Genomic DNA, 19,265 nt, shown 5'->3' on the forward strand with positions numbered 1-19,265 from the left:
CACACACAAGGTCAATGAACTCGGTGCGGGTACTCAGAGGAAATGACCTGACCATTAAACGCTCCATCAATCAGAGCGTTGCAACGACCATATGACTCTGCCGAACAAACACTGCCGTCATCTGCCACCTCGCGGGGAGGGAAACTCAGTTCTGGTTGAGCTCAGCCGAGATCGCCATTGCGGCCTGGCGCAGCAGCGGCACGGCGCGGTCTGCAAAACTCTGGTCCACGCGGCTGATCGGCCCCGACACCGAGATGGCGGCAGGGGTGGGTGCGTTGGGCACGGCCATCGCGAAGCAGCGCACGCCGAGCTCCTGCTCTTCCTCGTCAATGGAGTAGCCGCGTTCACGGATCAGCTTGAGATCGGCAAGGAGGGCATCAATGTCGCCGATGCTCTTGGCCGTGGGGGTGGGCATGCCGGTGCGGGCCACGATGCCGCGCACCACCTCGTCGTCGAGCTGGGCCAGGATCGCCTTGCCGACTCCGGTGTCGTGCGTGTGGGCGCGGCGGCCCACCTCGGTGAACATGCGCATGGAGTGCATGGAGGGCACCTGGGCCACGTAGATGACCATGTCCGAATCCAGCACGGCCATGTTGGAGGTTTCGCCGAGGCGGTCCACGAGGTTCTTCAGCTGCGGGCGGGCCACGGCTCCAAGCTGCTTGCTGGCGGCTTCGCCAAGCCGGATCAGCCGGGGACCCAGTGCGTAACGGCGGTTGGGCAGCTGGCGGATGTAGCCAAGCGAGACCAAAGTGCGCAGCAGGCGGTGGATGGTGGGCAGGGGCAGATCCGTGGAGGACGAGAGCTCGCTGAGCGTCACGTCACCGCCCGCGTCTGTGATGAGTTCCAGCAGTTCGAAGACGCGCTCGACGGACTGCACGCCTCCGGAGGCTTTTTCAGCCATTCCGTTGTCTCCTATGGCTCAGATTCTGACATCTCTTATCCACATCGTGAAAAGAGTTGCTTAGAACACTCAACATACAGCACAACCAGGCCCCAGGCGATGTCCCCAAACATGACCGCCAGGGGGTTGCATTTCCACTTTGCAGATAATAATATCCATAATACGAAAACATTCGGTTGCACGAGCGGTCCGGGAACGGACCCAACGAGGAGGAAATTCAATGGCGAACCCGAGCCCCGGAAATTCGATCACCCTGCGCGTCGCGGCGCCGTCGAGCTTCACCGCCACGAGTGAGCTCGCTGCCGCCGTCGGCGCGGCCGGCGCAGCCATCACGGCGCTTGACGTCACGGAATCCCACCACGACACCCTGGTTGTGGACGTCACCTGCAACACCACCGACGACGACCACGCCGCCCGCGTCAAGGACGCCCTGAACGCGCTCGACGGCGTCACGGTCCAGCACGTCTCGGACCGCACCTTCCTGATGCACCTCGGCGGGAAGCTCGAGGTGGTCCCCAAGGTAGCCCTGCGCAACCGCGACGACCTCTCCCGTGCCTACACGCCCGGCGTCGCCCGCGTCTGCCTCGCCATCGCCGAGGACCCGGCAGCAGCCCGCAACCTGACCGTCAAGCGCAACACCATTGCCGTCCTCACCGACGGTTCGGCCGTCCTGGGCCTGGGCAACATTGGCCCGGCCGCGGCCCTGCCCGTTATGGAAGGCAAGGCCGCCCTGTTCAAGCAGTTCGCCAACGTTGACGCCTGGCCGGTCTGCCTGGACACCCAGGACACCGAGGAAATCATCATGATCGCCAAGGCCATGGCCCCCGTCTACGGCGGCATCAACCTTGAGGACATCGCAGCACCGCGCTGCTTTGAAATTGAGAAGCGCCTGCGCGATGAACTCGACATCCCCGTCTTCCACGACGACCAGCACGGCACTGCCATCGTCACCCTGGCAGCCCTCCACAACGCCCTGCGCGTGGTGGACAAGAAGCTCCCCGAGGTCCGCATTGTTGTCTCGGGCGTCGGCGCCGCCGGCTCGGCCATCATCCAGCTCCTTAAGGCCCAGGGCGCCCAGCACATCGTTGCCGCCGGCCGCTCCGGAGCCATCCACTCGGGCGAGCAGTACGACGACGAGCACCGCGCCTGGATTGCCGCAAACACCAACGAGGAAGGCTTCGCCGGAACCCTGCACGAAGCCATGGCCGGCGGCGACGTCTTCATCGGTGTCAGCGCCCCGCACGTGATCGGCGAAGAGCAGGTCGCCGCCATGGCCGAGAACGCGATCGTCTTCGCCATGGCCAACCCGACGCCGGAGATCGACCCTGTCATTGCGTCCAAGTACGCGGCCGTGGTGGCCACGGGCCGCAGCGATTTCCCCAACCAGATCAACAACGTGCTGGCCTTCCCGGGCTTCTTCCGCGGGCTGCTCGACGCCGGCGCGAGCGACATCACGCCGGAGATGCTGGTGGCCGCCGCAGACGCCATTGCCAACCGGGTAGCTGACGACGAGCTCAACGCGAGCTACATTATCCCCAGCGTCTTCGATCCTCATGTAGCCGCCGATGTGGCTGCCGCAGTGGCGGGCGCCGCTCACGCCGCCCGCGCTCTCTAGAAAAGGACTTACGAATATGGCTATCACTGTTACTGACCGCCAGCCGGTCTCCCGCGCCGAAGAGATCCTCACGCCCAAGGCCCTGGCCTTCGTCGAGGAGCTGCACCGGCGCTTCGCCGGAACGCGCAACGAGCTGCTCGAGGCCCGCCAGGCCAAGCGCGACGGCGTCGCCCGCACCAGCCGCCTGGACTTCCTGCCGGAGACGCAGGAAATCCGCGACGGCGACTGGAAGGTCGCCGAGGCGCCCGCCGCGCTGCAGGACCGCCGCGTCGAGATGACCGGCCCGGCCACCCCGGCCAAGATGGCCATCAATGCCCTGAACTCCGGCGCCAAGGTATGGCTGGCGGACCTCGAGGACGCCAGCACGCCCACGTGGCCCAACGTCATCGACGCCATCCTGAACCTGCGCGACGCCGCAACCGGCACCTTGGCCTACACCTCGCCCGAAGGCAAGGAATACACGCTCCGCACCGACGCGCCGCTGGCTGTTGTGGTGGCCCGCCCCCGCGGCTGGCACATGCCGGAAAGGCACCTGCTGATCGACGGCGAACCCGCCGTGGGTGCGCTGGTGGACTTCGGCCTGCACTTCTTCCACACCGCCAAGCAGCTGCTGCTCAACGGCCACGGCCCGTACTACTACCTGCCCAAGATGGAAAGCCACCTCGAGGCGCGCCTCTGGAACGAGGTCTTCGTCTTCGCCCAGGACTTCCTCGGCATCCCGCAGGGCAGCGTCCGCGCCACCATGCTGATCGAAACCATCCCGGCCGCCTTCGAAATGGACGAGTTCCTCTACGAACTCCGGGACCACGCCTCGGGCCTGAACGCCGGCCGCTGGGATTACCTGTTCAGCATCATCAAGTACTTCCGCGACGCCGGCGAGGAGTTCGTGCTCCCCGACCGCGCCTCGGTGGTTATGACGGCTCCGTTTATGCGCGCCTACACCGAGCTGCTGGTGAAGACCTGCCACAAGCGCGGCGCTTTCGCCATGGGCGGCATGGCTGCCGTCATCCCCAACCGCCGGCACCCCGAGGTCACCGAAGCAGCCTTCGCCAAGGTCCGCGCGGACAAGTCCCGTGAAGCGAATGACGGGTTCGACGGCTCCTGGGTGGCCCACCCGGACCTGGTCCCCACCTGCCGCGAGGTGTTCGACGGCGTACTCGGCGAGCGCCCGAACCAGCTGGACAAGCAGCGCCCCGAGGTTTCGGTTACTGCAGACCAGCTGATCGACATCGCCTCGGCTGACGGCCAGGTCACCGAGGGCGGGCTGCGCCTGAACCTGTATGTCGCCGTCGCCTATACCGCCGTCTGGCTCTCCGGCAACGGCGCCGTGGCCATCCACAACCTCATGGAGGACGCCGCCACGGCCGAGATCTCCCGCTCGCAGGTATGGCAGCAGATCCGCAACAAGTCCGTCCTCGCCGACACCGGAAACACCGTCACCCGCGAACTGGTCGAAAAGATCCTGGGCGAGGAAACGGAACGGCTCCGGACCGAATTCGGCGACGAGGCCTTCCGCCTGTACTACCAGCCGGCCAGCAAGCTGATCGCCGAGATCTGCCTGTCCGAGGACTACACGGACTTCCTCACCACTCCGGCCTACGAACTGGTGGGCTGAGTCATGGCGGTCTCCCCCACGCCGTCGCTCTCCGCGGCGGACCTTGCCGCCATCGACGCACAGCTGGCCGCCACTGACCAGCTGCTGGAACGTAATTACCCGGGCGACGACGGCACCCGCCAGCCCGTGCACACCGTGTACGTGCCGGCTGACCGTTTCACGCCGTCGTTCGCGGCCGACTGGGGTGCCCAGGCGCTTACGACGGCGGAGGCTCACGGCGGACTCGAGAAGCTCGGCGCGTTGCTGGGCCAGGAGCCGGAGCTGGCTGCCGCCGTCGCCGCACGGGTCGGTGCCAAGCTGTGCACGGAACCGATCGAGGACCTGCGCCTCGACTTCGAGGATGGTTTCGGCGACCGCGGCGATGAGGCGGAGGACGCGGCAGCGGTTTCTGCCGCCAACGCCGTGGCCACCGCCGTCGCGGCCGGCACCGCGCCTCCGTTCATCGGCATCCGCTTCAAGTGCTTCGAGGCGCCCACCCGGGCCCGCGGACTGAAAACACTGGACCTGTTCGTCTCCACGCTCGCGCAGGCCGGCGAACTTCCTGCCGGACTCATCCTGACCCTGCCCAAGGTCACCACCGTGGCCCAGGTCCAGGCGATGGACTTCGCCGTGTCCCGGCTGGAGGAAGTCCACGGACTTCGCGCCGGCCGGCTCCGCTTCGAGGTCCAGGTGGAAACACCGCAGCTGATCCTCGGGCCGGAAGGCACCTCCCCTGTGGCGCAGTTGCCGCACGTGGTTCCGGGACGCATCAGCGCCCTGCACTACGGCACCTACGACTACTCCGCCTCGCTGCAAATCTCGGCCGAGTACCAGTCCATGGAGCACCCGGTCGCGGACTACGCCAAGGAAGTCATGCAGCTGGCCGTCGCCGGCACGGGCATCCGCCTCTCCGACGGATCCACCAACATCATCCCGGTGGGCGACGCCGTCGAGGATGCCTGGAAGCTGCACGGACGCCTCGTCCGCCGCTCGCTGGAGCGCGGCTACTACCAGGGCTGGGACCTGCACGCAGCCCAGCTGCCCAGCCGTTTCGCCGCCACGTATGCGTTCTACCGCGAGGGGCTTCCGGCCGCAGCGGCACGCCTGCGCAACTATGTCGACCACACGGAAGGCGGGGTCATGGACGAACCCGCCACCGCCCGGGCCCTGGCCGCCTTCGTCCTGCGCGGCGTCCAGTGCGGCGCAGTGGGGACCGAAGAGGTCCAGGCGCTCGCCGGCGTCGAACTTTCCCAGCTGACCGCACTGGCGCACCCGCGGCTGGCACACTCCACTTCAAAGTAAGGATCCCATAATGGGCAAGTACTACTACCCCCAGGGCGGCCTGCCGCCGCAGACGCACCTCACCACGGAGCGGGCCATCGTCACGGAGGCCTATACGGTCATCCCCAAGGGCGTTATGACCGACATCGTGACCAGCACCCTGCCGGGTTTCTCCAACACCCGCTCCTGGATCCTGGCCCGCCCGATCTCCGGGTTTGCCACCACGTTCTCGCAGCTGATCGTGGAGATCGGCCCCGGCGGCCGTGCCCCCAAGGCCGAGTTTGAGCCCGGCGTTGAGGGCGTTGTCTTTGTCACCAAGGGCAAGGTCAACCTGACGCTCGACGGCGAACTGCACCAGCTTGAGGAAGGCGGCTACGCCTACCTGGCCGCCGGTGCCACCTGGGGCCTGGAGAACGTCTCGGATGACATTGTCTCCTTCCAATGGATCCGCAAGGCCTATGAGCGGCTTGAGGGTTACGAGGCAAAGTCCTTCGTCACCAGTGATGCCGAGGTGGAACCCACCGCGATGCCGGATACCGACGGCGCCTGGAAGACCACCCGCTTCACGGATTCCAGCGATCTGGCCCACGACATGCAGGTGAACATTGTGACGTTCCAGCCGGGCGGGGTTATCCCGTTCCCGGAGACCCACGTCATGGAGCACGGCCTGTACGTCCTGGAGGGCAAGGCCATGTACCTGCTCAACAACGACTGGGTTGAGGTGGAGGCCGGCGACTTCATGTGGCTGCGCGCCTTCTGCCCGCAGGCCTGCTACGCCGGTGGCCCCGGCGAATTCCGCTACCTGCTCTACAAGGACATGAACCGCCAGATCAAGCTGACCTAGGCCGCCTTACACCGGCCGCCTCTTACCGGCTGGCCGCCGCAATCGCCGGAGCCATGCCGGGTCACTGCAAATTTGCGGCGACCCGGCATGGTTCCGGCGATTTCGCGTTAACGGTTGATTCCCACCCGGCGGAAAGTAAATTCCCACTCTATGGGAACTAGTTGATGCCATCCGTGATTCCAGCCACTAACGTCGGTGTTATGCCTACAGTTCCGAACCATTCCGTGATAGCGGAAGGCAACGCCTCGCGATTCGTCGACATCCTGCTCGAATTCGCGCGGCACCGGACCCTGACCGCAGCCCAAATCAGCAAAACAACGGGCATCCCCGCCAGCGCCGTGTACCGGCACCTGGCAATGCTGGTGCCGTCCGGGCTGGTGGCGCAGACCAGGCGCCGCGGGCAGTACAGCGCCGGCCCGGAAACCCTGCGCCTCGCCGCCAACTTCCACCAGGAGGCCATGGTCAAGGGCCGCATCTCGGAGCAGCTACAGCTGCTCTCGGATGAAACCCAGGAGCTGGCCGCCTATCTAGTGGTCCGCGGTGCGGAGGCACTGTGCGTAGATGCCATCGAAGGCCCTCAGATGCTGCGCTGCAGCTACTCGCCGGGCCGCTCGCTCCCCCTACTGAAGGGCGCCAGCGCGATGGCCCTGCTGGCGCACCTGGACCCCCAGGAGCAGAGCAGGATCGTGGCCGGCCTCGGACTGAGCGAGGAGGAGGCAGACAACCTGAACCACGAGCTCCAGCTCGTTCAGGGCCGCGGCTTCGGCCTCAGCTACGGGGCGGTGGATGCGGGCGTCTGGGGCGTCAGTTTCCCCGTGTTCGACGACGGCGGCCGGCTTTTGGGTGCCGTCAGCACCATGGCTCCGGCGGACCGGGCGGTCCGGCGCGAAAAGCAACTCATAGAAAGCACCCGTGACGCCGCACTGGCACTAGGACACGGAGAAGGATCCCGATGACCAACCCCACCACCCAGCACACGTGGACGGGCCGCGACGACGGCCCCGGCCCAGAGCACCGTCGCTGGCACCACGCAGTGAACACGGCCCAGGCCGGCACCACGGGAATCGCCATCCTTGGGTTCCGCAGCGATGAAGGCGTCCGCCGGAACAAAGGCCGGGTCGGCGCCGTCGACGGTCCCGCAAGCATCCGCTCCGCCCTGGCACCCATGGCGGCGCCCGCGGAACTCCTGGTCCACGACCTTGGCGACACCACCGTTGTGGACGGAAACCTCGAGGACGGCCAGGAGCGCCTCGGCGCGGCCGTCCTCGAGGCCCTGGACGCGGGCCACCTGCCCATCATCCTGGGCGGCGGCCACGAAACCGCCTTCGGCACCTACACGGGCCTCCGCGCCAGCCAGGTCACCGATGGACGCCGCATCGGCATCATCAACCTGGACGCGCACTTCGACCTCCGCGCCGAGGAAATCCCGTCCTCGGGAACACCGTTCCGGCAGGTGGCCGAGGCGGAGCAAGCCTTGGGCCACGGGTTCAGCTACACGGTGGTGGGCATCAGCCAGCCCGGCAACACCGAGGCCCTTTTCCAAACAGCCCGGGAGCTCGGCGTCAAGTACCTCCTGGACGAGGAATGCACCGAGTCCAGGACTGAGCAGGTCCGGCAGTTCACGCAGGACTTCATCGACTCCGTGGACGTGGTCTACCTGACCATCGACCTCGACGTCCTCCCCGCATACGTCGCCCCCGGTGTCAGCGCACCGGCGTCGTACGGCGTTCCGCTCTCCGTGGTGCTGGAAGTGTGCCGCCAGCTGGCCCGCTCCCCCAAGCTCGCCGTCGTCGACGTCGTCGAACTGAACCCCAGGTTCGACGTCGACTCCCGCACGGCCCGCACGGCCGCACGCCTCATCCACACAATCGCCGCAGAGCGATCCGGGCGCCGGCATGCGTAGCCGCAAGCCCGCCTCCCCTCCCCAGAAACTCACGGTCAGGGCTCAGTAGCCGTCCGCGGTTCAGGTTCAATTGCCCACGCGGCTTCGTGCAGGAGACTGGCCAGCCGCCGCTGGAAGCGGGCCAGTCTCCTGCGTGCGCGTCCGGCTTGTCGTGGTGCCACGAAGGGTGAATCCGGCAAGGCGCTGCGGCTGTCGTTGTTTATGAGGTGGACGACGGCCCAAGCCATCATCAGCGAATTATCCATGGTTCTCTTCTTGTTCGGTGAGGCTCTCTTGGTTTGCACTTCCCCGGTGCGGATTGGCTACATTTGGCTGTGCGCGGCGACGGTGGGATCCCCGCCGGTGCGGGCGCCGGACTCCAGTTCCGTGATTTCGGCTACCTCCGCGGGCGTCAGCGACACGGCGGCAGCGCCCAGGTTTTCCCGCATGCGTGCGGCCTGGACCGACTTCGGGATGACGATGGTGCCCTGGCTGAGATGCCACGCGAGTATAACCTGGGCAGGTGTGGCACCGTACTTCGCGGCAAGGGACTTCACGGTGGCCGCTGCCAGATCAGCGCCCTGCCCCAACGGGCTGTACGCCTCCACCGCAATGCCCAGGGAGCGGTTCTTGGCCGCCAGCTCCTGCTGCTGGAACGCGGGGTGGATTTCGATCTGGTTGACGGCCGGGACAATATCCGCGGCCGCCAGGAGCGTGTCCAGGTGGTCAGCCAGGAAGTTCGAAACCCCGATGGCGCGGATCTGGTTGTTTGCGTACAGCTGTTCCATGGCCTTCCAAGCCTCCGTGAAGAGTCCCTGTGCGGGCACGGGCCAATGGATCAGGTAGAGGTCCACGTAGTCCAGGCCCAGGGCTTGGCGGCTGTTTTGGAAGGCCTGGTGGGCCATTCCTTGTTCACCGTTGCGCAGCTTGGTGGTGATGAAGATTTCCCCGCGGGGTATGCCCGAAGCGGCAATGGCTGCCCCGACGCCGGCCTCGTTCCGGTACGCCGCGGCAGTGTCGATGTGGCGGTAGCCGGCTTCGAGCGCGCCCTCGACGATGCGCTGCGTTTCTTCCGGCGGGACCTGGAATACGCCGAAGCCGAGTTGCGGGATCTGGACGCCGTTGTTGAGGGTCACGGTGGGGATGGTAATTTCCTGTGGCTGGGACATCATCAATTCTTCCGGTGGTTGTGTTGATTGCTCGAACAGCCCTGCACGGGCGGCTATGCGTTCAACGCTAAGCACGCCGGCCGGCCGTGTCAGCAGGTAAGCCATTCCCTCCTTTTCCTAGGACTGGCAGTCCTACCTTCGTCACTGGAAAGCGGGGACGCCGGCTTGGACAATGGAAGACATGGGTCAGAGCGCGGAGTTTGGAAAGTTCCTGAAGGTAATGCGGTCGCGGCTGACGCCGGAGCAGGCCGGGATAGCCGCGACCTCCGGTGGCAGGCGCGTCCCCGGGCTGCGACGCGAGGAAATCGCGCGCCTGGCGGACGTGAGCACCGACTACTACACCCGGCTCGAACAAGGCCGGAACATCCACCCGTCCCGGGCGGTGATGGATTCAGTGGCGCGGGCCCTGCGCCTGGATCCTGGCGAGCAGGCGCACATGTTCGACCTTCTGGAGAACTGCGCGAAGTCCCAGCATTCATCCATTCCGGAACAGGTTGTTCGGCCGGCTCTCCGCCAACTCCTGGACGCCGTGGGCAACGTTCCCGCCCTGATCCTGGGCCGCCGCACAGATGTTCTGGCCGGCAACCGCCTGGCGTTCCTTCTCCTTGCGGAATTCCCGGCCATGCCGGCAGCAGAGCGGAACCTCACCCGATGGGTTTTCCTCGATCCGCGCTCCCACGATCTCTTCCGGGACTGGGAGACCGTGGCGGCCGAAGCCGTCGGGACCCTGCGCGCGGATATCGGCCGGCACCCCAACGACCCCCAGGCCAATCAACTCGTCGGCGAACTCGCAGTACACAGCGAACGCTTCCGCCAATGGTGGGCCGGACACCGGCTGGCAACGGGGTCCGCAGGCAGTGTTCGGCTGCACCATCCCGTCGTCGGGGACCTGGAACTGAACTTCGAAGACCTGACGCTTCCCGACGATTCAGACCAGGTGCTGCGGGTGTATTCAGCGAAGCCGGACTCGCCATCGGCCGATTCCCTGACCCTACTCGGCAGCTTCGGCGCCGAAGTGCTGGCCGCCGCGGCAGCCCCTCGGGCCACAGAAGACACGGACGCGTCCGGCGCCGGCAAGGCGCCCTGACTTCCGGGAAGGACAGCGGGTCACATCCTGCGGTGGGCGTCTGTGACAAGACCTGCCACCGGCCCCCGTGGTAGTCGTCGTAGGTCCGCGCCGGGCTCTCCGGTGCGGACCTACACGACCCGAAGGATGGAAATGCGCAGCGCCACAATAATGACCAGGAAGTCTTTGCTAGTTGGATCCGGCCTGGGGCTGCTGGCTCTTGTCACCGGCTGCAGCAGGTCCGCCGCCGGGGCCGCGGCACCCTCGCCGTCCGGCTCCGCAGCGCCCCGCGCCTGGTCCTACGACGGCGCCGAGGGTCCCGAACACTGGGGCACCCTGAGCTCCGACTTCGGCTCCTGCTCTTCGGGCACCGCCCAGTCCCCCATCGACGTCGGGGGTGGTCCGGGCCTTTCCCCTGCGCCGCTCGCCCTGGCCTATTCCGCCTCGGAAGGCGAGATCACCGACAACGGCCACACCACCGAGCTGCACGCCCTCTCGGCCCAAGGCATCACGGTTGGCGGCAAGAAGTACGCCTTCAAGCAGCTGCACTTCCACGCCCCATCCGAGCACACGCTGGACGGCGTCCGGCACGAGGCCGAGTTCCATTTCGTCCACCAGGCCGACGACGGCGGGCTGGCCGTCGTCGGGATCCTCGCCACGGTGGGGGCTACCAATGCGCCGTGGGCGCCGTTCACGGACGGCGTGCCGGCCGCAGCCGATGGGCCGAAAGTGGCGGCCGGCGTCGTGGACTTCCCGGCGCTGTTCCCGGCGTCGCTGGACCACTTCGCGTACGACGGCAGCCTGACCACTCCGCCCTGCTCGGAAGGCGTGCGCTGGCTGCTCCTCGAGACCCCCATTGAGCTGGGAGCCGGACAGCTCGCCACACTGCGCGCGGCGCACGCGGGCAACAGCCGGCCGGTCCAGCCGCTCAACGGGAGGGACCTCGTCGCGGTGGACCGGTAGAACCTCAGACGGTGGCGGGGTCCGTGTTGGCGCCGCAGAGGATCACGGCCACGCGTTCGCCGTCGGCCGGGACGTAGGCGCCGGAGTGCAGGGCGGCGAAGGCCGCGGCCGCGCCGTGCTCCACGATGATGCGGTACTGCTCCCACAGCAGGGACCGGGCGGCCACGATGTCCTCGTCGGAGACCAGCACGGCGCGGACGCCGGTACGGACGGCCACGTCGAAACCGATCCGGCCGATCTGCCGGGCCCCCAGGGAGTCGGCGGCAATCCCCGAAACGGCCACGTCCACGGGGGTTCCGGCCGCGAGCGCGGCATGCAGTGTGGGCGTGGATTCGGACTCGACGCCCACCACTTTGGCCCGGCCCTCCACGGCGGCCGCGACGCCCGCCATGAGCCCGCCGCCACCCACGGCCACCACGACGGTGTCAACGTCGCCCAGCTGCTCCAGCAGCTCGGTTCCGATGGTGCCGGCGCCGGCGGCGATCTCAGGCTGGTCGTAGGCGTGGCAGTAGATCGCGCCCGTCTCGGCGGCGTAGGCCATCGCGGCGTCGTAGGCCTCGGAGTATTCGGCACCGTGCTGAACCACGTTGGCGCCGATGGCCACGAGCTTCTTGACCTTCACGGCCGGGGCGGTCTCGGGCACGAACACCGTGGCAGGGACGCCCACTTCTGTGGCCGCGTAGGCGTTGGCGAGGCCGGCGTTGCCGCCGGAGGCCACCACGATGCCGACGTCGTCCTTGAGTTCGCCGCGCTCCCGGCAGGCCAGGACCCGATTGAAAGCGCCCCGGGCCTTGAACGTGCCGGTGTGCTGCGTGAACTCGCACTTGAGCCACACCTCGCCGGCGTACTGGCCTCGGTCAGCCGCCAGTACGGGCGTGACGCGGATCCTCCCCGCAATTCGGGCAGCGGCTTCGTCGACGTCGGTGCGTGTGATCATGGGGAAATCCTCGTTCCGGGGTGGGGCTGGGTTCAACGTTCAGGCTAACGCCCGTGTGGTGTCGCCGTCGTTCCGTCCCATCGGCTCGGCGCAAAAGCGTCCCAAAGAGAGAAATGGGCCGCTTGCGCGGGCCGAATGAGTATGCCAGAGAAGGCCCCTTCATCGGATACTCACCGGAGGGGCCTTAACCTTGATCCGCCGACGGTCTCGTTGAGGACTCCGGGATTTGGTTGGCCGGGCGGGCCTAGTTCGCGGCATACCGGATTACCCGGCCCTGCTGCCGGTCGTGTTCCACAGTGGGTCCTTGGTTGTTTCGGTCCCGGGCGGCCAGTCAGGTCTTTGCCGGCCGCGGGAAGATGTGGTTGAAAAGGTCCGTCCGGGCGTTTTCCCAGGGCCGCTTGAATTTATTAACCGATGAAGGTGACGAGGTCTTCGCAGAAGTCGCGTCCAGCCGTGTCCGCTTGCCCGTGACTGGCCGTCTCGCCGAGGTCCCTAATGAACTCGTCGTCGGAGGGGTCAGCAGGCGTGCCGCCGTGATCAATGAGAATCGCGAACCTGAAGGTACCCGTGTCCATGAACAGACGCTTACCGTCCGGGCCATAGACCTTCTGGACGCCGGAGACAGCGATCTCGACGGTCAGGGTGCCATCGCCGTTGTCGGTGATTTTGTGGTCCCGTGCCTGGCCTGACTCCGTGATCGTATAGGTCTGCTCGTTCAGGGTGTTTGTCCACACATCGGTTGAGCGGATCGGACCCCCTCCGTATGCGAGGCCGGCGCCGTGATGAACGAAGAGGAACATCCCCTCGGCATGCTCGTCGCCGCCGGCATCGATACGGACTCCCTCTACGAAGACAAGGCCTCAGGGAAGAAGGATGACCTGCCTCACCTGGCCGCGTGCCTCAAAGCCCTGCGTCACGGTGACACCCTGGTCGTATAGAAACTCGACCGGCTGGGGCGTGACCTGCGGCATCTGGTCAATATCGTGCACGACCTGACCGAGCGCGGCATCGGACTGAAGGTCCTCACCGGCCAGGGCGCGGCCATTGACACCACCACCGCCTCCGGGAAACTCGTCTTCGGGATCTTCGCCGCCTTAGCCGAATTCGAACGGGAACCCATCTCCGAACGCACCCTCGCCGGACTGGCCTCCGCCCGCGCCAGGGGCCGGAACGGGGGACGTCCCTACAAGATGACCCCGGCGAAGCTCCGCCTGGCTATGGCTTCCATGGGGCAACCTGGCACCAGAGTCAGCGATCTCCGCACCGAACTCGGCATCACGCGGCAGACCCTGTACCGGCACGTGTCGCCCAGCGGCGAACTGCGCCCGGACGGGGCAAAGGTCCTCTCAAGAGGCTAGACATGCGGAACCAATTTTGGAATGGAGGTTTTCGAGCGGGTCCGCCGGCGGGATGGCCGGGCCCGTCACGTGCGGGCACAGTACGCTGCCCGGTGGCGAGTGATAGTGCCACGACCGGCACTGAGCTGACCGGGGCCAGAGGCGGCTAAGGCAGCCGGTGGACCAGCCGTTTGGATCCACACAGCCCGTCGGCCCGTCAACCTGCTGCTTCGAACAGGCACGTAGTGCCAGCCGTCGCTAAACTCTTCCGCCGACGGCCAACGAGTTCATGTGCCTGGTCAGCCGGACCGGCCTGAGTCGGACTTATCCTCTGTTGTGAGAGATCCTGCGTGGGCGCGTGCGGTGGGATCCAGGCGGACCTTGATCAGGCTTGCGATCGTGGTCACTGTCAGGACGACTGCGATGACGACGAGGCTGAGGTTGGTGCTGATCTCCGGCACCCGGCCATCGAGGCCATGCCCCCAGTGCAGGACCAGTTTCACGCCGATGAAAGCCAGGATAATCGCCAGGCCGGTGGAGAGGTAGACCAGGCGGTCCAGAAGCCCCTTGACGAGGAAAAACAGGGCCCGCAGCCCTAGCAGGGCGAAGGCGTTGGCGGTGAAGACAATATAGGGTTCGGCGGTGATGCCGAAAATGGCCGGGATTGAGTCGAGCGCGAACAGCAGGTCGGTGCTGCCAATTGCGAGCAGCACAATGAACAGGGGCGTCACTGCCCGGCGTCCGGCGCTGCGTGTGAACATCCGGCCGCCCTCGTAGTCCTTCGTGACGGTCAGCGCGCGGCGGGCCACCCGGACCAGCACGTTGTCATGGACATCCGGGTCGGCGTTGCGGTGCCGGTAAAGCTGCACAGCCGTCACAATCAGGATCAGGCCGAAGATCAGGAACATGAAGGAAAACAGCTGGAGCAGTGCTGCGCCCAGGGCGATGAAGATCGCCCGCAGGACCAGAGCCATTGCTATGCCGAAGATCAGGACCTTCTGCTGGTACTTCTCTGGCACGGCGAAGGTCGACATGATGATCACGAAGACGAAGAGGTTATCGATGGACAGGCTTTTTTCGACGATGTAGCCGGCAAAGAATTCCGCGCCATAGTCCCAGCCCACCTGCATTGCGAAGACCAGTCCGAAGGCAATGGCCACGGCAATATAAAGAATCGATGAAATTGCGGCCTCGCGGAACTTCACGACGTGCGGCCGTGCGGCAGCCAGTCCAAGATCCAGGGCGAGCAGCCCGAGAATAAGTCCGATGGTGAGCGTCCAGCGAAGTACATTGACTTCGAGCATTGGTGGCCTTTCTTGTCATCAACTGAAACTGACTGATTGCTTTCCCTGCACTCCCGGCCGCCGACCGGGCGCCTGCGGGTCCGATCGACTATTGTCCTTGAAATGGCAACCAAGGATTTTGACTCAGGGACACCCGCCGGGGCCGCCGCCGAGACACAGTGGACGTTCCTCACCAACCACGCCCACGTCCTGCTCACCATCGCCCGAGATCCGCAGATCCGCATGCGCGACGTCGCCACCCGGGTGGGAGTCACGGAGCGCGCTGCGCAAAAGATAACTGCCGACCTTGTGGAGGCCGGATATATCACCAGAACCCGTAACGGACGCCGCAACAGCTACACCGTCGCCACCGGCCGCCCCTTCCGCCATCCCGTCGATGCCGGCCACGAACTGGACGAACTCCTCGCGGTCCTCGTCCCTGAACCCACCTCCCGCACCCTAGACACCTGAACTATAATTCGCTAATCTAAGTTCATTGATTGAATCATACGCTACCGCACGGGGTGGTGGGGTGGCCGGCTGCAGTGTCCTCGGCGAGGCTTTGCGGCGGCGGTTTGGAAGGAGCTCGCTCTTGAACAATCGAGAGGCACGTTTCAGACCGCAGCTTCCCGGCGGTGTTCCCGCCACCATCGCGGATTCCGCGGGGCCGGTGTATCTCATCGTCATCGTCGCTGAGTCAGGCGCTGCGGACGTCTTGGCCGCGGCGGCCACGCAGGCGCGCGGTGCCGGTGCCCGCCTGCTGATCGCTCTCGCCCGGCCCCGTTTGGGCTTCACGACGGACGCCGCCCTGGTCCGGTTCGTCACCGCGCGCAGGAACCTGGAGATGCTCTGGTTGCAGCGTCTCGGGCATCAGGTGCTGGATCCCGCCGGGGTCACATTTGAAACTGTCTTGATGACCTACCGGGGCGGTGGCTCTGAGTACGGGCGGACCCGCCGTATTGCCTCAGCATTGGAGCGCCTGGCCCGCGGCCGCGGTGCCATCCGCCGGCCGGCAACCGGTGCAGTTTTGGCCTCCAGCAGCAGGGAGAACCATCAGTGAGTCAGGAAAGCCTGGGTGACGGTCTGAACCCGGCACCGGGCAACAGCATCGTGGTCGGGCATGATGGATCCGCCTGCGCAGACTACGCCCTGGACACGGCACTTGGACTCGCGGACCAGCTGGAGGTCCCCGTCGTCATCGTGCGGGCCTGGTCTCTCGCTGCTGCCCCTCGCCCGCCCGGCTGGGAGTTCGGATATGTGTCGTCCTTTGACGAGTACGCAACGGCGGTGCATGGCGAGCTCGTGCGGGATGTGCACACGAGGGTCGACAGATACTCCACGCTCTCCGTCAGCTACAGGGCCGTTCACGCCGGCGCCGCCAAGAGCCTCATTGACATCTCACGGGACGCCCGCATGCTGGTTGTCGGATCGCGCGGTCATGGCGGGCTCGTCGGGATGCTGCTCGGCTCCGTGAGTGACCAGTGCCTCCGGCATGCGGACTGCCCGGTCCTGATCGTGCGCCCTCGGAGCTGAAGCCGCGGCACTCCGGCCACCATTGACCCTTTGCCCGGTGCTGGCGGCCCGATCTGGGCCTAGAATTTCTCCGGCCGCAAAACGTCTACGTCACTCACGAACAGGATCATGGCGTAGTCCTCGTAGTAGTGCTCCTGGAGGTAGGCGGCAATAGCGTCTGCCGTCGCTTCGTCGCACACCACCTCGATGCGGATGTTGCTGTTCGCTTCCCAGCCGGCACTGCGGACGCCGCGGTGGCCTTTGCCGCGCGCGTCGGTGATGGTGTATCCGCGGGCATTGAGCCGGTCGATGTCCCGAACGAGAGTGCCCTCAAGTACGGCTTCGGTGACGACGGTCAACAGCTTGCGTGTATGGCTTTGCATCAGTCTCATCCTTTCGCGAAAGTATGTGCCCACACCGCGAGGGCGTGGTATATCGGGATACCAAACAGGACATTGAACGGGAACGTGACCCCCAGCGCGGCGGCCAGTGACAGGGTGGGGTTGGCCTCGGGTACGGAAATGCGCATGGCCGCCGGCACTGCGATGTATGAAGCACTCGCCGCCAGCGTCGCAAGAACGGCGGTACCGCCGATGGAGAGGCCCAGCACCCAGCCCAGTCCGGTCCCCACCAGGGCCGAAAAGAGCGGCATGCCAATTCCAAAGGCCATCAGGAAGGGTCCGTACCGGCGCAGGCTTCCTACCTGTGTCGCCGTAATCAGCCCCATCTCCAGTAGAAAAAGAGCCAGGATTCCCTTGAACAGATCGAAGAACAACGGCTCGATCGACGACAGCCCGTCCGGCCCCGCCGCCCAGCCGATGAGCAGCCCGCCCAGGAGCAGCACAATGCTTTTCCCGAGGAAAACCTCATGGGCGACCGACCTCCACCGGGTCTCCCGGGACAGACCCCGGGCCAGGACAATTCCCACAATAATGGCCGGCACTTCCAGCAACACCAGAAGCAGGGGCATGTGCTCTTCGAACGCGATCTGGCGGCTGCCAAGATAGGCGACAACCACGGCATAGGTGCCTACGCTTACGGAGCCGTAGTGGGCGGCGATGGAAGCCGCATCCGCTCGCTTGAAACGGCCCAGGTAACGCAGCACGGGGAAGGCAGCCAGTGAAAGGAAAAAGCCCAACGCCACCACGGCCAGCATTTGCGGCAGCAGGCTGCCGAAAGGTTGCCTGGCCAGTTCAATACCGCCCTTGAGGCCGATGGCCAGCAACAGCACGATGCTGACGAACTCGTAGATCGCAGCCGGTAGACGCAACTCCGAACGCAGCAGACCGGCGGTGGCACCGAGCAGAAAGAAAAGGATAATGGGATCGATCACGTGGTTGCTCTCTTGTTCGTTTCCAGCTTTTACGAAGTCGGGGTACGGGCAATGGCCCGCACCCCCAAGTTCCGGGACTGCAGTCCATCCGAGGGCACCAGCATCCCAGGATCCCATTAATACACGCTATTTGATTCACGATCAAAACTTCATGTATTGTATGACGTAGCATCTGCGACTGAGAGGCGGCCGTCGGTTCTTTTCTAACTAATCATGCCTACCTTTCGGGTGTGCTGCGACAGTTCCAGCAGTTCGCGCTCAGAGTGAAAGGTCAGTTATGACCAGTATTGATTCCGGCAATTCAACCCTTCTTTCCGCCTATTCCGGTGAACGGATTTCTCTGCTTACCCAGCATGGCAAGGAACGGGTGATCGTCCCGGTGCTCGAGCGTGCGCTCGGCTGCCGGCTCGAACACGTCACGGGCTACGACACGGATCTGCTCGGTACTTTCACCCGTGACATTCCCCGCGCCGGCACACAGCTCGAGGCTGCGCGTAAGAAGGCGCAGGTGGGCATGGAATTGTCGGGATTGCCGCTGGGTATCGCCAACGAGGGCTCGTTTGGCCCGGATCCATACATGGGGATGTTCCCCTGGAACATCGAACTCATGATCTGGATCGACGGTGAGCGCGAGCTGGAGGTCGTTGGAATAGCCGAAGGCAAGACGAACTTCTCCCACCTGCAGACGGCGGACTGGGCGGAGGCCCAAACGTTCGCCCGTGAATCGAAATTCCCCGAACACCATCTGGTCGTTCGCCCGGACGGCGGACACGACCCCCGCATCCGTAAGGGAATCGCCGCCTGGCCCGAGCTGGAGCTCGCCTTTTCGAGGGCGCTGGCCCGATCGGCCAAGGGCAAGGTTTTTCTCGAGACAGACATGCGTGCCAACGCCAATCCGACGCGCATGGAAACCATCCGTCTCGCGGCCGAAGACCTTGCACAGAAGCTTCGCTCCAGATGTCCGGCCTGCGGCACCCCGGGATTCTGGAAAGTGGAGCGAGTGGCAGGACTCCCGTGCACGGGCTGCGGCGAGCCAACGAGCGAGACCCGCGCCGAGATTCATGGATGCCTCACCTGCGGGCACCGCTCCACCCGCGACGTAACCGACCCACCACGCGCTGACCCGCGTTTTTGCGAATATTGCAACCCTTGACCCTTGCCCAAACCTCGACGCGTCCCATTGCCCAACGCGTTCAGTGCGATACGTAGCTTCAAATCAACACCGGAGGAAAGATATGCAACCATCACAATTAGTGGACCTCAAGCCCCGCAGCCGGGTGGTTACCGACGGCATTCATGCGGCCCCCGCGCGTGGCATGCTCCGCGCTGTGGGTATGGGCGACGATGACTTCGCCAAACCCCAGATCGGCGTGGCAAGCTCCTGGAACGAAATCACTCCCTGCAACCTGTCCCTGAACCGTCTCGCCCAGAGCGCCAAGGAAGGTGTCCACGCAGGCGGCGGTTTCCCGATGCAGTTCGGCACCATCTCCGTCTCCGACGGCATCTCCATGGGCCACGAAGGCATGCACTTCTCCCTGGTCTCCCGCG

22 protein-coding genes are annotated in these 19,265 nt (G+C 65.4%); 15 read left to right on the plus strand and 7 right to left on the minus strand.

Annotation, left to right across the window (positions count from 1 at the left end; all coding sequences use genetic code 11):
* Nucleotides 1-145: 145 nt before the first annotated feature.
* Nucleotides 146-901 carry an IclR family transcriptional regulator gene (locus NG698_RS20955; protein WP_056340756.1) on the minus strand — a complete coding sequence of 252 codons (756 nt, stop codon included), beginning with the start codon at nt 899-901 and terminating at the stop codon, nt 146-148.
* A gap of 220 nt (nt 902-1,121) precedes the next feature.
* Between NG698_RS20955 and NG698_RS20960 the strand changes: the two genes are divergently transcribed.
* The 6 genes from NG698_RS20960 (at nt 1,122) to hutG (ending at nt 8,138) form a co-directional block, all read left to right on the plus strand.
* Nucleotides 1,122-2,516 (plus strand): NAD-dependent malic enzyme, encoded by a 1,395-nt coding sequence (locus NG698_RS20960; RefSeq protein WP_252612144.1) that lies wholly within the window; start codon nt 1,122-1,124, stop codon nt 2,514-2,516.
* A 16-nt stretch (nt 2,517-2,532) separates the two neighbouring features.
* A complete protein-coding gene (gene aceB / locus NG698_RS20965; RefSeq protein WP_252603486.1) occupies nt 2,533-4,131 on the plus strand; it encodes a malate synthase A in 1,599 nt (532 codons plus the stop codon).
* Nucleotides 4,132-4,134: 3 nt separating this feature from the next.
* On the plus strand, nt 4,135-5,412 hold the full coding sequence (locus NG698_RS20970) for a DUF6986 family protein (protein WP_252612146.1): 1,278 nt from the start codon (nt 4,135-4,137) through the stop codon (nt 5,410-5,412).
* 10 nt (nt 5,413-5,422) lie between these two features.
* Entirely contained in the window at nt 5,423-6,235 is an 813-nt protein-coding gene (locus NG698_RS20975) for a bifunctional allantoicase/(S)-ureidoglycine aminohydrolase (protein ID WP_252612148.1), read from the plus strand.
* A gap of 200 nt (nt 6,236-6,435) precedes the next feature.
* Entirely contained in the window at nt 6,436-7,191 is a 756-nt protein-coding gene (locus NG698_RS20980) for an IclR family transcriptional regulator (protein WP_252612150.1), read from the plus strand.
* Nucleotides 7,188-8,138, plus strand: coding sequence for a formimidoylglutamase (gene hutG / locus NG698_RS20985; protein ID WP_252603477.1), 951 nt, complete (start codon nt 7,188-7,190; stop codon nt 8,136-8,138). The genes NG698_RS20980 and hutG overlap by 4 nt, the downstream gene beginning before the upstream one ends.
* 302 nt (nt 8,139-8,440) lie before the next feature.
* On the opposite strand, the gene NG698_RS20990 is transcribed toward hutG, so the two are convergent.
* Nucleotides 8,441-9,286, minus strand: coding sequence for an aldo/keto reductase (locus NG698_RS20990; RefSeq protein ID WP_252612169.1), 846 nt, complete (start codon nt 9,284-9,286; stop codon nt 8,441-8,443).
* Between the two features lie 181 nt (nt 9,287-9,467).
* On the opposite strand from NG698_RS20990, the gene NG698_RS20995 reads away from it, so the two are divergent.
* Together NG698_RS20995 and NG698_RS21000 are read left to right on the plus strand one after the other, a co-directional pair.
* On the plus strand, nt 9,468-10,373 hold the full coding sequence (locus tag NG698_RS20995) for a helix-turn-helix transcriptional regulator (protein WP_252612152.1): 906 nt from the start codon (nt 9,468-9,470) through the stop codon (nt 10,371-10,373).
* 132 nt (nt 10,374-10,505) lie between these two features.
* Nucleotides 10,506-11,315, plus strand: coding sequence for a carbonic anhydrase (locus NG698_RS21000; protein WP_252603469.1), 810 nt, complete (start codon nt 10,506-10,508; stop codon nt 11,313-11,315).
* Nucleotides 11,316-11,319: 4 nt separating this feature from the next.
* Here the strand turns inward: NG698_RS21000 and NG698_RS21005 are convergent, their stop codons facing one another.
* Both NG698_RS21005 and NG698_RS21010 read right to left on the minus strand, forming a co-directional pair.
* The gene (locus NG698_RS21005) at nt 11,320-12,252 is read right to left on the minus strand and encodes a threonine/serine dehydratase (RefSeq protein ID WP_252612154.1); all 933 of its coding nucleotides are present in this window, start codon (nt 12,250-12,252) and stop codon (nt 11,320-11,322) included.
* Between the two features lie 407 nt (nt 12,253-12,659).
* Nucleotides 12,660-12,986, minus strand: coding sequence for a hypothetical protein (locus NG698_RS21010; RefSeq protein WP_252603464.1), 327 nt, complete (start codon nt 12,984-12,986; stop codon nt 12,660-12,662).
* Between the two features lie 45 nt (nt 12,987-13,031).
* Between NG698_RS21010 and NG698_RS22065 the strand changes: the two genes are divergently transcribed.
* Both NG698_RS22065 and NG698_RS21015 read left to right on the plus strand, forming a co-directional pair.
* Nucleotides 13,032-13,190, plus strand: coding sequence for a recombinase family protein (locus NG698_RS22065; RefSeq protein WP_445260445.1), 159 nt, complete (start codon nt 13,032-13,034; stop codon nt 13,188-13,190).
* A 12-nt stretch (nt 13,191-13,202) separates the two neighbouring features.
* On the plus strand, nt 13,203-13,610 hold the full coding sequence (locus tag NG698_RS21015; RefSeq protein WP_445260446.1) for a recombinase family protein: 408 nt from the start codon (nt 13,203-13,205) through the stop codon (nt 13,608-13,610).
* Nucleotides 13,611-13,888: 278 nt separating this feature from the next.
* On the opposite strand, the gene NG698_RS21020 is transcribed toward NG698_RS21015, so the two are convergent.
* Complete coding sequence (locus NG698_RS21020) at nt 13,889-14,893, minus strand: TerC/Alx family metal homeostasis membrane protein (protein WP_252612161.1); 1,005 nt, start codon at nt 14,891-14,893, stop codon at nt 13,889-13,891.
* Nucleotides 14,894-14,995: 102 nt separating this feature from the next.
* Between NG698_RS21020 and NG698_RS21025 the strand changes: the two genes are divergently transcribed.
* The 3 genes from NG698_RS21025 (at nt 14,996) to NG698_RS21035 (ending at nt 16,405) form a co-directional block, all read left to right on the plus strand.
* Nucleotides 14,996-15,343: a helix-turn-helix transcriptional regulator gene (locus tag NG698_RS21025; protein ID WP_252603460.1), complete on the plus strand. Its 348-nt coding sequence runs from the start codon at nt 14,996-14,998 to the stop codon at nt 15,341-15,343.
* Nucleotides 15,344-15,464: 121 nt separating this feature from the next.
* Entirely contained in the window at nt 15,465-15,932 is a 468-nt protein-coding gene (locus NG698_RS21030; RefSeq protein ID WP_252612163.1) for a hypothetical protein, read from the plus strand.
* Entirely contained in the window at nt 15,929-16,405 is a 477-nt protein-coding gene (locus NG698_RS21035) for a universal stress protein (RefSeq protein ID WP_252603455.1), read from the plus strand. Before NG698_RS21030 ends, NG698_RS21035 begins: the two co-directional genes overlap by 4 nt.
* 59 nt (nt 16,406-16,464) lie before the next feature.
* Here the strand turns inward: NG698_RS21035 and NG698_RS21040 are convergent, their stop codons facing one another.
* Complete coding sequence (locus NG698_RS21040; RefSeq protein ID WP_252603452.1) at nt 16,465-16,767, minus strand: P-II family nitrogen regulator; 303 nt, start codon at nt 16,765-16,767, stop codon at nt 16,465-16,467.
* 5 nt (nt 16,768-16,772) lie between these two features.
* Entirely contained in the window at nt 16,773-17,717 is a 945-nt protein-coding gene (locus NG698_RS21045; protein ID WP_252603449.1) for a sodium-dependent bicarbonate transport family permease, read from the minus strand.
* A 277-nt stretch (nt 17,718-17,994) separates the two neighbouring features.
* Here NG698_RS21045 and NG698_RS21050 point away from each other — a divergent pair, with 277 nt between their 5' ends.
* Together NG698_RS21050 and NG698_RS21055 are read left to right on the plus strand one after the other, a co-directional pair.
* A complete protein-coding gene (locus NG698_RS21050; protein ID WP_252612165.1) occupies nt 17,995-18,870 on the plus strand; it encodes a DUF6671 family protein in 876 nt (291 codons plus the stop codon).
* 82 nt (nt 18,871-18,952) lie between these two features.
* Nucleotides 18,953-19,265, plus strand: a 313-nt coding sequence (locus tag NG698_RS21055; protein WP_252612167.1) for a dihydroxy-acid dehydratase domain-containing protein, incomplete at its 3' end; no start/stop codon positions are given.

Origin of the sequence: Pseudarthrobacter raffinosi (genome assembly GCF_023913735.1) — a bacterium.
GTDB lineage: Bacteria > Actinomycetota > Actinomycetes > Actinomycetales > Micrococcaceae > Arthrobacter > Arthrobacter raffinosi.